The sequence below is a fragment of the Aminobacter sp. Y103A genome, from assembly GCF_030294925.1.
Taxonomy (GTDB): Bacteria; Pseudomonadota; Alphaproteobacteria; order Rhizobiales; family Rhizobiaceae; genus Aminobacter; species Aminobacter ciceronei.
The window spans coordinates 44557-59301 of record NZ_AP017989.1 but is presented as its reverse complement, the minus strand read 5'-3'; the positions used below and the strand labels follow the sequence as shown (position 1 = coordinate 59301).

Sequence of the window (14745 nt, the reverse complement as noted above, 5' to 3'; positions counted from 1 at the left end):
CCGGAGAATTCTCGGACAGCCGCAGCCTGATCTTGATTGTTTCCCGGCGGTGTCAGACAACATGTTGCTTCCATGGCGATGGGGCCGCGATCGTTCAGACGTTCCCCGAGAGGACCACCCATGCCGCTGCGAACGGTGACCTGCCTCATCCTCCGTTCCTGCAGGCTGCTGCTGCAGCAGCGGCCCGCCGGGCGAATCTGGGCAGGCATGCTCAACGGCCCCGGTGGCAAGATCGAACCTGGTGAGACCGCCGCCGAGGCAGTGGTCCGCGAGGTGCTGGAGGAGACCGGCCTGCGCGTTGTCGATCCTTCGCCGCGCGGATCGCTGACGCTGCTATTCCCCGCGCCGCAATCGCTGGAACTGAGTGTCGATATTTTCGTCGCCACGGCCCTGGAAGGCGACGCCTTCGAACGGGAGGGGGCGCTGTCGTGGCACGCGCTCGACGCATTGCCTTTCGACAGCATGTGGGCGGACCAGCGCTATTGGCTGAATGCTGTTCTCGACGGCTTCAGCGTCGAAGGCACTGTTGGCTACGAGCTAGACAGCTTGCGCCTCACCCGGTGCGAGCTTGTTCTGCGGCGACCGGCAACTGCGTGACCTTTGCAGGACCGTTGGCCACCCGCGTGAACCAGTGGCGGCGCACGACGCCGCGCGCCTGAAGCTCATCGAGCCAGGCGCGGGCGCGCTCCGGTGTCTGTGTGACGGAAAAGCAGACCGGCCCCATGCTGCTCATGCCGATGGCGTCGATGCCATTGTCGCGGGCGTTCGTGACGACGTGCTTCAGGTTCTCGTTCTGAAGGGCGATCTGGCGGCCCTTGAAATAGCTTTCGAAGGTGATGGCGTTGAGTGCATTGCAGAATGCTCCATAGTCCTGGTCGAGCACGGCGGGAGCAAGGTTCATCAGTACAATGTGGGCGGTGCGGCGGGTCTCCTCGATCGGGATCGGCAACGTCGACTGGAAGAACTTCAGTTCCGCATCGCCGTGGATGTGTCGTCCGGCCGGCAGGATCATCAGCAGCGGCCAGCTGGGGAAAGCTGCCGAGATCAGCACCGGCGGCCGGCGGCCAGCCCCCGCATAGCGGCTTGGCAAGAGATATTTGTTGGGCGCTTCGGCAAAGCCCGGCGGCGTTGCGTGGCCGCCGTCGACAAGGAAGCCGCCGCGGTCGATCAGGTTGACCGTGCCCCCGGACGTGCCGGCACGCCCGGCGATGCCAGCCAGGCGGTCTGTGGTGACGTCCAGGCCATGGGCGGCCGCGAACGCCTTGCCGATCGACAGCAGGGTGTTGGTCTTGGAGCCGAACCCGGAATGGGTCGGTATGGGTCGATCGACGACGATTCTGACATGCCCGCCGCCGAGCTCGCGGCGCAGCTTTCCGAGATAGTCGCTAATGTGCTCACGGTACTCCGATCCTGCATCATCGACCTCGACGATGTCGCGGTCGCTCGCACAAACGCGGCAAGCAAAGCTTGGATCCTCGATCACCATGGAGGCCATTCCGTTCTTCCTGCCGGTCGCTCCCGTCAGATCGATCAAGGTGAAAGAGAGGCGGCATGGAGATTCGATGGCGATCGGCTGGAAGGACATGGCTGGTTTCCCGCGAAATCAGATCTTGATCACGATGGGTTCGTTCAGGCCCTCTGGCGGCCTAAAGTCGAATTCGAGGGCGACCTCGCCACGGTCCATGGCGCCGCCGAGCGTGGTCCCTTCGACGTCGCGAAGCTGCTGGGTGATGGTCTCGGCGATCGCTCGCGTCCGCTCGCGAAAACAGTGGGGCGCATAGCGCAGTTCGATGGCGATCCGCAGTGCTATCTTGCCGGCGTCGCCTTCACTTGCCTTCACGGCCATGACAGGCAGCGAGCCAATGGTCCGGTCCTTGGCGACTCGCACATTGGCGAACCAATCATAGAGGCGGATATCGGCGATCGGGGACAGGATTTCGTTCAGCGGCCCTGAGAACAACAGCCATTCGCGTTTGCCGTTCAGCTTGCGGCTGATGGCGTTCTTCTGCTTGCCGAGGAAGCGGAAGGTCATGCTCGACAGATCGTCACGGCGTGTGCGCCAGACCAGATCGCCGGTGTCGTAGCGGATCAACGGCTGCATTTGTATCCACGGCGCGAGGCCGGTGAGCACCAGGCGGCCGACACCTTCCTCGACCGGCTTGCCGTCGTCATCGACGACCTCGCCGATGATCTGCGGGTCAAGCACGAATTCCTCGCTGCTGCCGAGACGCGAGGCGCCGCCAACGAATTCAGTCAGCGTGAAGCGGTCGTTGAGGATCGCGCCCCAGGCATCGGCCAAGAAGTCACGCCAATGGCTAGCGACGAGGTTGCCCGTGATGTTGACGGATTGCAGCCCGAATCCGCGCGGATCGATGCCTTGCTCCATCAGGAAACTGGTGAAGAAGAGAATGTGGTGCTCCAGTCCCGACAGCACCGATATGCGATCATTGTGGCCGGGAATACGGTACCTGGTTCTGAGCACGCGCACCGCATCGCGGATCAGCGTGTCGTCGGTGACGCCACCATGGAAGGTCTTGCCGAAACCGGGAATCGGCAGCGGCATACCATGGTTGACATTTGGAAACGACAAACCGAGCGGCATCTTGGCGAACGTCTTGCGCAGCGGCGCAAACATGCTGCCGAAATAGTCGCCGATGAAGGCGACTTCCGCATAGGATTTATAGACCTCGAGCGGCGTGCCGGTGGTGCCGGAGCTATGGCATATCTGGCGCAACTCCAACCTGTCGGAAACCATGGATTCGTGGTTTTCGACGACAGTCGTACGATCGATGACCGGCAAAGCAGACAAATCGACGGGGTCGCCTGGCGTGATCGGCGGGAGTTCGGCATAGGCCGAATGCTCCCGATAGTAGCGCGAGTTGGCGCGGGCCTCGCGCAGCGTATAGCGCGCCAGCCAGTCGTGCAGACAATTCAGCGTCGCGCGGTGCAAGGCGGATGCGCCGCTGGACCTGTAGAACAGTTCGGGAAGCGCCGTCGCCGATGGTGTTTCGACCATAGACAGGCGGCGTACGAGTTCGCCGGCGTAAGTCTCTGGCGACGGTTTCGTGGATATCTCCGTCATGCGGATCAGCCCCCGGGAATCATCTGGCAGGTTCGCTTGGTGAAGAAACAAAAATCGAGCAGCCTACTGAATCCGCCCGCACACCGAAAATTTGCGCATGGCGGACCCCACGGTGCAATGGTTCCGATCGCGGACGACGCCGCACGAACAACCAAAGATTTCAGTCACGCCGGAACGGCCGGCGGCGCCAGTCGTGTGTCAAGGGCAAACGCCTGAAATGCTGCCATAATATTTGGACGTTGCTGCTTTGCCATCCAGTGCACGACAGGAAATCTGTCCACCGGCGTTCCTGCATGCTATGATGATTAACGGCCGAACCGGAAGGTTCCTGGTATTCCCGCCTCTGAGGCGGCTTCCGCTGCCGCTTCCGACGCCGCCTCGGAGGCGACCTCACTGGCAGCTTCGCTGGCGGCTTCCATCGAAGCTTCGGCAGCCGACTCGGCCGACACTTCGGCCGAGACTTCGGACGTCAGGTCCGCAGCCAGCTTCGACGCCGAGGTCTTGTCCAATTTCTGCGCAACCAGAGTGTCAGTAACCCATTTCACGACTTCTTCCATGACTTCCTCCTAATGTTAGGCGGAAGTAGCATACATCTTCCATATGTCTCTAGCAACCGGCCATGTTTGGAATAAAAGCTTTCTTTTTAAGCAAATAAGCCATAGCTGAAAAGTCGACATGAAGTGCAGACGATCAGCGAAGTGATTGTGTTCATTTAGTTTTCTGTTATCGATGCTTTTGTAGTACCTTCTAATCATAACCGGTTTGCGACAGCGTTGGCGTTTCCAGCGTGGCTGAAGAATCCGCTGGCAAGGCAGGACCGTGCGCCGGATGCCAGCGCCCTGGCACGATGATAGCCTTTGCTCGCTAACCTCCTGCAACGCCCGCAAAATCGATGAGCGAGCTCGACGGCGCGGCCGGAGGCAGGTTTGGGGGCGCGCCCGGCTGAAATAGATTTTTTCGACGCAGATCAATTATTCATGAAACGGGTTGCACGTGCTAAGATCATCTACGACGGTGTAAATGTTGTCCAAATACCGCAACTGGTCAGGAGGCACAGATGTTAAGGAGCGTTGTGAGTGAAGGGCGAGGCGTATCGACCGTTTTTGCGCTACCCTGGCTTGTTGCCAGGGACTGCGGTTTCTTCGAGGAAGAAGGGATAAAGGTCGAGTTTCGCGAAAACCGGCAGCGACAGGAATTGCCGCTGACATCGATTGACCCAAAGCAGGTGGATTCCATCCGCACCCATTCGCCTTTCGAGGACGGCGAGGTCAACATCTACCGGGCCTGCGAATGGGGTCAGATCCGTCGGGCCTTCGACAGCCGGCGTGGCGGCAAGGTGATCGGCAAGCGTTCTTCGGTTGCGGTCATGGCAATCGTGTCGGCGCCCGGTTCACGCTACACCTATCCGCAGACGCTGAGGAATGCGCCGATCTCGGTCAGCTATCACAACGGCAACCACTACGCGACGCTGCAAATGCTCGAAGGCTTTCTGCAGCGCTCTGAAATTGAAGTGATCGGCCAGCATCACGTCGACGGTTACAAGGCAGTGCAGAATGGCGAGGTCGCTGCCATCGCCTTGACGGAACCCTGGCTGACTGTCGCCGAGAAGCAAGGATTTCAGAAGATCATCGAGACGCATTATTCCGGATCGGAGATTGCCGGTCCCGAGATCGACGACGAAACCTATGCCGCCCTGCGGCGCGCCGAGATCAAGGCAATCCATGTCATCAACAAGGACAGGAGGAAGTGGCTGCACTATCTCATCGAGGCGCTGCCCGAGGATGTGCGCGGCACGATCACGCCAGACGACTTTTATCTTCCCCGCCTGCGCTTCGTCGAGCCGGAACCCTATACGCGCGATGAGTTCGAGCGCGCCTACGCATGGATGCAAAGCTGGGATCTGATTGCCGGCGGCGCCTCATATGACGACGTTGTCGACAACCGTATCGCCGCGAGCGAACTCAGAATCTGACCGCGGCGAAAACGGCGCAGTTGCGCTCCTGCATATCGGCGGCCGGGTGCACTGCCCGCAGGGCAGAAAATTGCGCCCAGTCCCGGCGGCTGGCAACGCCGCGCCACCGGACGGACCGGTCGGCGCCGCCGCAAAGATCAAAAGAGACAGAACATGAGCAAGGACGTCGAGAAGAGGCTGGTCGTCGGCATGGACGGTGACGACACCTTGTGGCACAACGAGAACATATTGTGGTCCGCCGAGCAGAAATTCCAGCAAGTCCTGCTCCACTACCTGTCCGCGGAGGATCTGAGTCACAGGCTGTATGAAACCGAAATGCGCAATCTCTCGCTGTTCGGATATGGCGCAAAGGGCTTTGTTCTGTCCATGATCGAGACGGCGATAGAAGTGACCGACGGTCGCATCGCAGTCGCTGACATTCAGTCCCTCGTCGACCTTCTCAAGGAGATCATCTGGCATCCGGTGCATCTCATCGACAGTGCGGCACACGTGGTGGAAGAGCTGTCGCGGAGCTACAGGCTGATTCTCATTTCTAAAGGCGAGCTCTTCCACCAGGAGCACAAGGTGGCGAGTTCCGGCTTGGCCGACTTCTTCAGCGCCGTCGAGATCGTTTCGGAAAAGGACCAATCCGTCTATGCGCGAATTCTGACGAAGTATGATGTCGACCCGTCGAACTTCGTCATGGTGGGGAATTCGCTGCGCTCCGACATCGACCCGATCCTGAAACTCGGCGCGCGCGCCATACACGTCCCATACGAGATCACCTGGAAGCATGAGGGCCAAAGCTCACTCGACCCCAAGAACCGCACCTATGTCCTGTGTAATTCGCTCACAGAGGTCGCACACGCCCTCCGCGAGATGGAAAGCATGGATTGACGTCGGACGCATCGACTCGAAAATCGGAATCGATTTCCGGAAAAGCAACGATGCGCAGATCCAATGTTGTTAGAGCGAACCTTGTGTGCCCAGGTGAACGTACGCCGCACCAAGCTTGCTGCCAGGACGCGGCTCGCGCAGCGACGCAAGCGCGGCGGGTGCATGGCGATAGACCGATCTGAAATAGGCGTCATAGAAGGCCTGGTCTTCTGGCACCGGCAGGATCGTTGTCCTTGGCAGGGCAAGTGCTGCCAGAGCGCTGTCGAGATCGGCATAGACGCCGGCGCCGAGCCCGGCCATCAACGCGGCTCCGAGGCTGGTGGCATCTTCCACGTCGATGATATCGATCGGCGTTCCCGAGACCGAGGCTTTGATGCTCATGCGCAGCAAATTGCGGGTATCGCCGCCAACGGCGTTGATCCGTCGTATCGCGCCAACCTCCGGCAGCGCGGCAAGCGCCTCGATGCATAGCCGGGCCTCATAGGCCAGACCTTCGAGAATGGCGCGAAACATTGCGCCGGGATCGGCAGCCATGCTCAGCCCCCAGAACGAGCCATTGGCGTGCGGGCTGGGATGCGGTGCCGATCCCAGCGCGAGCTGTGGGCGGAAGCAGACGCCACGACTGCCGATCGGTATGGCTGCCGCAGTAGCGATCAGCGGTTCATGTGCGATCCCGCCCAGTATGGTCTGGCGGAACCATTCGATCGAGGCGCCGGCCGTGAACACGCCACCGAGAACATAGTGACGCGGCCGTCCGGCCGTCAGCACACCCTGGCAGAATCCTTGCCGCCCGAGCATTGCCGAGCGGGACGGGCTGGTGACGGCAGCCAGCAAGGCTTCGGTGGTTCCGAGCGTCGCCGACAGCATGCCATCGGCCAGCCCGCTGCAGACAAGCGCGCTCATCGCCTGGTCGTGCCCGCCAACCGCCACGACGCAGGATGCAGGCAGACCCGTCGCCGCCGCGACAGGCTGGCGGATTGTGCCGAGCGGCGCGCCATTGGCTTGCAGTTCAGGAAATAGATCGGGGCGAAGTCCAGCTTGCTTCAACAGCTCCGTGGCCCATGTCCGCCGCTGCAGGTCGAAGACACCGGTGCGACAGGCCAGGCTCGACTCGGCGCAGATTCTGCCGCTCAGCCGAAATGCGAGATAGTCCGCTACATTCAGCCATTGTGCCGGGCGTGCAAACAGGTTGGGCTGCCGCGCCATCAGCCAAAGCAGCTTGTAGATGCCAAGAATGGGCTCGGGCGGCTGACCGGTGATGCCATACAGCGCATCGGCGCCCAGCCGGCCGACGAAGTCACGGCACTCGGCGATGGCTCGCCGGTCGTACCAGGCAATGATCGGCGTGAGCTCTTCACCTTTGGCGCCGATCAGCAGGCCGGCCTCGCCAACGCTGGCGCAGGCGATCCCGCGCACAAGCGAAGGCTCGGCAATGCCGTCAAGGGCGGCGCGAATAACCGCCAGCGTCGCCGCCCACACCGCCTCGGGTTCGTGATGGGCGCTGTCCGTATCGGGCCTGATCGTCGGCGTGGCGACCTTGCCGCCAGCGACCAGCGTGCCGTCCGGCGCATAGATGCTTGCCCGGATCTGGGTGGTTCCGAAGTCGATGCCCATCAGAAGGGACGGTTGGGATCGCACCTGAAAAGGCATTGATTTTCTTACCAAGTTTAGTTGACCATGTCTGCAATCTTCCGGTTTAGGGTCGCGAAAGTTTCAAATTAGCGAGAACTTGATCAGTATAGGCCGAAACCAACTCCACCGGCGCACGAGAAATCTAGCACCAAAAAAACAGAAGAGATACAGAAGGGATTTACGAAAGCTGTCGTCATATGTTAGTAGTCGTCAACTACTTCCAGCAACGAAGTCGCACCTCGGGATCGTCGAGCGACGGAGAGTTTTTGAGTTTCCCGGAGACTTAGCCGGTGAAGCGAGTTTGTCTATTAGCTTGCCTGCAGGCACTCCTTCTCTGACGTCAAGGAAGATCGGAATACGGCGCTGATGAAGTATGCACGACGTCTAAACTGCGCCAACGAGCGGTTGCTGCGAGCTTCACCGGTCTCGATGTTTTTCCCGCCTACGGTTGTCGCGGGGTGATCGGGGCGACAACGGCGCGTCAGCCTTCAACAAGCATGAAGAAGCCAGGACGTTCAGAAGCGAAGTGAGGTGTTGCGATGAACTACGATGCGAGGATTTCAAGAAAAGTCTCCGATGGCGACGGATGGATCAGTCGCTCGGACCTGCAACTGATCGCCGCGGAAGCGGGGACCCCGGTCTTCGTCTACAGCGAAGAACAGCTGCAGAGAAATATCGACCGTATCCAGGGTGCCGCGGTCACGGCGGGGATCGACAACAGGGTTGAACTTTATGTGCCGTTCTTTCCCAACTCCAATCCTCACATATTGAAGCCGCTCCAAGCCGCCGGCATTGGCATATTGCTGCAATTGCCGAGCGAGTACGAGATCCTGCGCAAGTTCGGTTTCGACAAGTTCATCATTTCCCCCGGACATGTCTCCGACGATGAAATCAGCGCATGGGCCAAGACCGGCCATCCGATGTTCCTTTCGAGCATGGATGAAATCTCACATCTGCTCGCCGTCGATCCCAACGCCTCGATCAATATGCGATTCGACAGCCTTGGGTCGGGCAAGCCCGGTATCAAGTACAGTGAATTGACGCCGCTGTCGGAATTGCTGGCCGGGCATGGACGCGATCTCGACTGCTTCGAACTCTACTGCGGCAGCGGAAATTCCTCCGACGCGATGATCAGCATCATCGAACAAGTGTTCATGATCTTCAAAACCTATTTCCCTAGGGCCAAGGCGATCAATTTCGCGGGAGGATTCGGCTTCGACTATGAGGGGCGGGCGTATTCGGAAAAGCACTTCAACTGGGAAAAGTACTTCAAGAGGCTGGGCGAGATCGCCAATCGCTATGGTGTGCCCGCCGATGTGAAGTTTCTGTTCGAGCCGGCACGTGATCTGTTGGCTGATGTCGGCGCGCTGTTGCTCAGCATCGAGCGCACCGTCATCAAGCATCCGGGCGCCAATCGCGTCCTAACCAACGGGTCGAGGGTTCTGATGCCGTCGGCACAATATAAGGAACGGCGCCACAATGTGCTTTTCCTGGATTCCAACATGGCCGAGATCACGTCGAACCGCATTCCCGCGGCCCTGCGCGGGCGTGGCATCTTGCGGCACGACTATGTGCTTCCCGGCGACTACATGGTGCCGGAAACACTCGCCGAGGACGACTATCTCGTCATCCTCGACGTCGGTGCCTACTGCGCGACACAGCACATGGAATTCCTGAACATTCCGCCAGCCGCCGAAGTGCTGATCGACAAGTCGGGTTCGCCTGCGCTGATCACTGCGCAAGGCAACAAGTTCGACAAATGGCGCAACCTCCTTGACCAGAAGAAGGAACTGAGACCCAGCTAAGCCTGGCCAGAGCCGGCAGCCGTGCGCACGCCGCTTCTAAATGGCCCTGCGGTCCGATCGAAAGGCTTGGCGGTCGGGAAACGCTGTATCGGCCGATGGCGACCGGCACGCGGAACCGCGGCGCACCCGTGTTGGCGGCATGCGCGTCGAGGATGACGCGATGATCCGCGGCAAGGGCCGCTACATGGCTGACGCGGCAAAGGCCGCGCAGGTCTGTGCAGTGTTCGTTCGCACGCCATATGCAGCCGGCGGGATCACCTCCATCGATACAGCCAAAGCGGTCGCAGCTCCGGGCGTGCTCGCGGTTCTGACCGGTGCGGATATGGCCGGCCTAGGCAGCATCGCGCTGCATCCACCCATGCAAGGCCGCGCCGGCGCGACCTTGGTCAATCCCATGCGGCCGCCGCTGGCGGACGGGGCAGTGCGGCACATCGGCGAGGCCGTCGCAATGGTGGTGGCGGAAACGGCGGCACAAGCGCGCGACGCCGCCGAGCTGGTCGAAGTCGGCTATGTCGAGCGCACGCCGATTGTCGATTTGCAGGACGCCGCTGCGGATGGTTCGCCGCTTGTCTGGCCGCAGGCGCGTGGCAATCTCGCCATCGAATGGCAGGGGCTGATCGCCGATCCGGACGCCAACGCGCGCCGGGTCGAGGCGATCATCGCAGAAGCTCGCCTCGTCGCGCGAGCCTCGTTTCGGCAGCAGCGCATTCTCATCAACTCGCTCGAGCCGCGTGGTGCAACCGGCGAATTCGATGCGGCCGACGGCAGCTATACGCTCAGGGTCTGCACGCAAGGCGTTCGCCCGGTGCGCGACGCGATGGCCGCCATCATAGGCGTCGATGCCACCAGGATGCGCATCCTCACCGACGATGTGGGCGGTGCCTTCGGGCTGAAGGTCGGTGTGTTTCCCGAATATGCCGCTTTGCTCGTCGCCGCGCGAAGACTTGGCCGTCCGGTCCACTGGATGTCGACGCGCTCGGAGGCCTTCCTCAGCGACCACCACGCGCGCGACACCATAAGCGAAGCCGAGCTGGCGATGGACGAGACCGGGCGGTTTCTGGCGTTGCGCGTCCGCCATCTCGCCAATATGGGCGCCTACCTCGGCGTCGCTGCCGCCAAGATACAAACCGACAATTTCATCCGCTGCCTGCCAGGCTGCTACGACATCCCGCTCATCGATGTCGGGATCAAATGTGTCTTTACCAACACCGTGCCGACCGGCCCCTATCGTGGCGCTGGTCGGCCGGAGGCGAGCTATCTCGTCGAGCGGATTGTCGAGGAAGCCGCGCGAATCAGCGATATCGATGCGATCGAACTGCGCCGCCGCAATTTCGTAGCCCCAGCCGCGATGCCTTACACGACGGCGATCGGCACCGTGTACGACAGCGGAAAATTCGAACAGGCACTCGCCAAAGCCCTGGACCTGGCGGCCTACCGGAGCTTCGAGGACAGGCGGCGGCTTTCGCAAGCAGCCGGCCGCCTGCGCGGCATCGGCATCTCCTCAGCCCTTGAACACTCGGGGTCGCAGCCGACCGAGAGCTGCGAGATCGCCTTCCCTGGCGACGGACGAGTCATCCTTAAGCTCAACGTGCAGTCGACCGGCCAGGGCCATGCCACTACCTTCGGCCGCCTCGTCGCCGAGCGTCTCGGCGTACCAGCCGAAACGCTCGGGCATCGCCACGGCGATTCGCGTTTAGAACTACCCGGCTACGCCGCAGTCGGCTCGCGATCGGCGATGACGGTCAGCCATGCGGCGATCATGGCGGCGGAAGCGGTGCTGGCAAAGGCACGAAAATTTGCCGCGACCATGCTGCAAACCGCAGAAGTGAATCTTGTCTATGGCGGAGGCTGCTTCCATGTTGTCTCCAAGACCAATAGCGTGTCGCTGTTCGAAGTCGCTGACTGGGCCGCGCAGATGAAGAATGGCGGCGAAATCGGCGAGAGCCTGGACACACGCATCACTGCCGAGACTCCGACGACTTTTCCAAACAGCTGTCATATCGCAGAAGTCGAAATCGATCCCGACACCGGCGCCATCGAAATCGTTTCCTACGCTGCGGTCGACGATTGCGGCTCTGTGCTCGATCCGACTCTTGTCGCCGGGCAGATCCATGGTGGTATCGCACAAGGAATTGGCCAGGCGCTCATGGAGCAAGCAATCTTCGATAGAGCGAGCGGTCAACTGATCACGGGTTCATTCATGGACTATAGCATGCCACGGGCCGGTGATATGCCCGCGCATCTGGCGCTTGCCAGCCAGCCAGTGCCGGCAACGACCAATCCGGCCGGCGTCAAGGGCATCGGCGAGATGGGATCGGTTGCAGCCATTTCGGCCGTCATGAACGCCATCGCCGATGCCATCCCGTGCCGCGCCGGCCGCGAGATGGAAATGCCCGCGACGCCGGAAAAGATATGGCGTGCCTGCAAAGCTCTAAAGGTCGGGGATGATTTCTAAACCGCGCTTGATTGCGATCACCGGACCGGTCGACATCGGCAAGACCGTCTTCCTATGCATGCAGGACGAGATCGCCAAGGACAAGAAGGTGACCGTCGCCGAAAGCCTCTCCGTCGACAAGGCACGCACAACGGTGCCGACGCTGATTGCCGCGCTGTTTTACGGCCTCTCCCGCGCGAAGGAGCGAAGGTTCCGCCCCAGGGCGAAAAGCGCGATCGCGAGTTGCAAAAGCTGGTCCTGGCGCCGAGGCCCCGCAATTATCAGAACGGCCAAAAGCTGGCTAGAAACGTCAGCATTTCGCTGCCCCGCTGCATGACGTTTTGGTACCAGCCAGACACCGTTTCATAAGCAACCTGCAGTGCACCCAGAAAGAAAACGAAACAGATGACGGTAGCAAATACCTTGCCAAACCCCTCGTCACCCTTCGGGTCGCTGCTCTGATAAACGTAATCCTGTCGATTAAACATGGTCCACTAACGGTCCCGGTCGTCGCGGTCGCGTTCCCTTCTTTCTAGTTCCTCGCGCTCCAACTCCTCGAGGCGAGGAATATGCTGTTGCGCCGGATCGGTCCGCGTCGTTTCACCGCCGCGCTGTGCGGCCTCCTTGTCCGTGTTTAACTTATCCTGCAGCCGATTTGTAGTATCTACGGTCGACGCCAGTTCGTGAGCCTGCCCGGCCGGTTCGTCCGGCCGGCGCTCGGCCTCCTCGGGGCGAGGATCTCGCTTCTGTTCGGTCACGGCATCGACATTTGCAGGGGTTTTGCCTTGCTCTTCTGCCGGCCGCTCTTGCGTCTGCTCTGCCGCCTCGATGGCGCGCTTGAGCTCCGGATCCTTCTCGGCTACCTCGCGCATATAGGTGTTGCCCTGGACGGCAAGCTCTGCCGCGCGAGCCAGTCCGCGCTCAATATCAGCTCGGAATGCCCTTGGATCGTTGGAAAGCTCACCGGCCTCAATTCTATCCAAACCCTCGCGACTGGTTTCGATGTCCACAAGAACGTCATTTGCCGCCTCGACAACCGCCTCACCGTGTTTGGCGACTGCCGCATCCCACCGGTCATTCGCACCGTCTCGACGCTCGCCACGCTCGTCTCGCTTGGTCGCAGTCCCCTGCTCCGCCTGTGCCTGGCCCTTCATCTCGTAAAGCTCCATGAGCTCGCGCCGGCCGTTCACATGCTCGCGGGCGACAGACGCGACTTCATCAAAGTCGTCTCGCTCGTCCGCACCAACGCTCCGCTCCAGCCGGAACAAGGCCGTCTCGACCGTCTTTTCATAGGCTTCAAACTCTGCTCGTGTTGTCTCGCGCATTTCCTGGCCCTCCAGAACGACTTTCTGCAAGGTTACCAGATTGGCGCGGAATTTTGATCCGAAATCTGCATGGACGACATTTGCGCTCGCTTCGGCCCGACCAGCCGAAAGGCTTGCCGTCAAATGATCCCGCTGCTGTTCCGCATAGGCGACAATACGCCGATCACCGCTGGCAAGCGCAATTTTCTCCCAACTCTGCATTGCCTTTATGGCATACTCCCGGCTCCTTTCGGCCTTCGCCAGACTGCGCCGCCCGCCCCGCTTGGCGTCGTACCGAGCCTGTGCCGCCTCGCTCGTCCCGACGTGCTCGGTCCGCCCTTCCCTGCTCACCGGCCTCACCTGATCGCGAGTAAAGGCGGGCGGACTGGCGAACTCGCGACGATCGGTCATCTCCATCGCTATTCCCTGCGCCCGGGCCATCTGCGCCATTGTGGCCCGCCACTCCCGAAACACCTGCGGGGGCGTCTCGATCCGATCGCCCGATTCCGATCGCATGGTGATGATCGCGTGCGCATGGACATGGGGCCGCTTGCCCCCCTCGCCTTCTTCTTTCGGATCATTGGCCGGATCATGCATGGCAAACACATAGCGATGCCCGGCGAACTGCTCGGCAAGGAAGTAGCGTGCAGCGTTTTCAAACGCCTCGACATTCGTGCCGGCCCGGGCCGACATGATCAGGTGCATCACGTCCCGGCCTTTGCGGCTGTGCAGATCACCGCGCCATTCCTTTTGCACTAGATCACCAGCACGTTTATCGTCACCAACGATTTGGCCGCGGTCGTCGCGAACGTCGCCGTCATGACGTTCGACCAGGCTCCGCAATTTGCTGGCGCCATACTCGACACCGTTGCCATAGCCCTGGAACGAGAACCGCGCAGCCACATCCTGCGCCGCCGCACTGGCGTCATATCGCGCCTGAATGATGCTGGCGGCCTTATCGTCGCCAGTCAGCCGCTCCCCCTGACCGCTTCTGAGCACGACCGCTCCTTGAACCGTCAGCGCGCCGTCGCCCTGGCGCGTGACCGCATAAGCATAGCGTCGATCGCCGAATGCGCTCGTCAAACTGTTTCTGACCAGCTCATGCATCGCCTCGTCTGACGAAATCGCCGCAGTCGCAATCTCTACCGTGAAGCTGCCGATATCGCGGCTCTCTGCGCGGTTCTGGAACAGATGGTTCCAGTCTCCCCGCAACCGCGCTAGATCCTCGCGGCTCCTGATGCGCTCGCCGTTCTCGTTCTCGACGGCGATCTCGCCGCCGCGCGACACATAATTCAGCATCGCCCCCACCCTCGCGCCGGCGCCATAGGATGCCATTTTGACAACCGCGGGCTGGCTGCCCTGGGCAACCGCCATTAGCCGCGCTTCTATTGGACGGGACGCCTCCGCTGCCCGCGTCTCGGCCGCGAAGATCGGCCTGGCGGCCGCCCGCCGCATTTTTGGCCGGCTACCACCGCCGCCACCAGCACCACCGCCGCCTAGCTCGGCCATCGCTTTCAATCGACGCTTCATTTCGTCTTCGGCCGACGAACGGCGTTTTGGCCCAAGCGACAATTCATGGAGCAACGCCGCACGGCGCTGCTCCCATTCGCTCGTGAAGGCGCCGAAGAAGATTTCCACCC

Annotated in this window: 11 protein-coding genes; 6 read left to right on the top strand and 5 right to left on the bottom strand. The window is 61.1% G+C overall.

Annotated features, from left to right (window positions below):
- Window positions 1-120: 120 nt before the first annotated feature.
- Window positions 121-597: an 8-oxo-dGTP diphosphatase gene (locus tag Amn_RS31555; protein ID WP_199202446.1), complete on the top strand. Its 477-nt coding sequence runs from the start codon at window positions 121-123 to the stop codon at window positions 595-597.
- Here the strand turns inward: Amn_RS31555 and Amn_RS31550 are convergent.
- The 3 genes from Amn_RS31550 to Amn_RS31540 form a co-directional block, all read right to left on the bottom strand.
- Window positions 554-1585: a beta-ribofuranosylaminobenzene 5'-phosphate synthase family protein gene (locus Amn_RS31550; protein WP_199202447.1), complete on the bottom strand. Its 1032-nt coding sequence runs from the start codon at window positions 1583-1585 to the stop codon at window positions 554-556. The two genes, Amn_RS31555 and Amn_RS31550, sit on opposite strands and share 44 nt — an antisense overlap.
- Window positions 1586-1603: 18 nt before the next feature.
- Window positions 1604-3082: a phenylacetate--CoA ligase family protein gene (locus Amn_RS31545; protein ID WP_286299892.1), complete on the bottom strand. Its 1479-nt coding sequence runs from the start codon at window positions 3080-3082 to the stop codon at window positions 1604-1606.
- 305 nt (window positions 3083-3387) lie between these two features.
- A complete protein-coding gene (locus tag Amn_RS31540; RefSeq protein WP_199202449.1) occupies window positions 3388-3639 on the bottom strand; it encodes a hypothetical protein in 252 nt (83 codons plus the stop codon).
- Between the two features lie 500 nt (window positions 3640-4139).
- On the opposite strand from Amn_RS31540, the gene Amn_RS31535 reads away from it, so the two are divergent.
- Together Amn_RS31535 and Amn_RS31530 are read left to right on the top strand one after the other, a co-directional pair.
- Window positions 4140-5054 (top strand): ABC transporter substrate-binding protein, encoded by a 915-nt coding sequence (locus tag Amn_RS31535; RefSeq protein ID WP_199202450.1) that lies wholly within the window; start codon window positions 4140-4142, stop codon window positions 5052-5054.
- Between the two features lie 153 nt (window positions 5055-5207).
- Complete coding sequence (locus tag Amn_RS31530) at window positions 5208-5930, top strand: HAD family hydrolase (RefSeq protein ID WP_199202451.1); 723 nt, start codon at window positions 5208-5210, stop codon at window positions 5928-5930.
- Window positions 5931-5999: 69 nt separating this feature from the next.
- On the opposite strand, the gene Amn_RS31525 is transcribed toward Amn_RS31530, so the two are convergent.
- Window positions 6000-7580: an FGGY-family carbohydrate kinase gene (locus Amn_RS31525; protein WP_202367946.1), complete on the bottom strand. Its 1581-nt coding sequence runs from the start codon at window positions 7578-7580 to the stop codon at window positions 6000-6002.
- Window positions 7581-8101: 521 nt separating this feature from the next.
- Between Amn_RS31525 and Amn_RS31520 the strand changes: the two genes are divergently transcribed.
- The 3 genes from Amn_RS31520 (at window position 8102) to Amn_RS31510 (ending at window position 12138) form a co-directional block, all read left to right on the top strand.
- Entirely contained in the window at window positions 8102-9367 is a 1266-nt protein-coding gene (locus tag Amn_RS31520; protein WP_199202453.1) for a type III PLP-dependent enzyme domain-containing protein, read from the top strand.
- Window positions 9368-9527: 160 nt separating this feature from the next.
- Window positions 9528-11822: a xanthine dehydrogenase family protein molybdopterin-binding subunit gene (locus Amn_RS31515; protein ID WP_286299883.1), complete on the top strand. Its 2295-nt coding sequence runs from the start codon at window positions 9528-9530 to the stop codon at window positions 11820-11822.
- Window positions 11812-12138: a hypothetical protein gene (locus Amn_RS31510; RefSeq protein ID WP_286299881.1), complete on the top strand. Its 327-nt coding sequence runs from the start codon at window positions 11812-11814 to the stop codon at window positions 12136-12138. The genes Amn_RS31515 and Amn_RS31510 overlap by 11 nt, the downstream gene beginning before the upstream one ends.
- Window positions 12139-12295: 157 nt before the next feature.
- On the opposite strand, the gene Amn_RS31505 is transcribed toward Amn_RS31510, so the two are convergent.
- Window positions 12296-14743, bottom strand: a complete 2448-nt coding sequence (locus Amn_RS31505; RefSeq protein ID WP_286299879.1) for a relaxase/mobilization nuclease domain-containing protein — start codon at window positions 14741-14743, stop codon at window positions 12296-12298.
- Window positions 14744-14745: the final 2 nt, after the last annotated feature.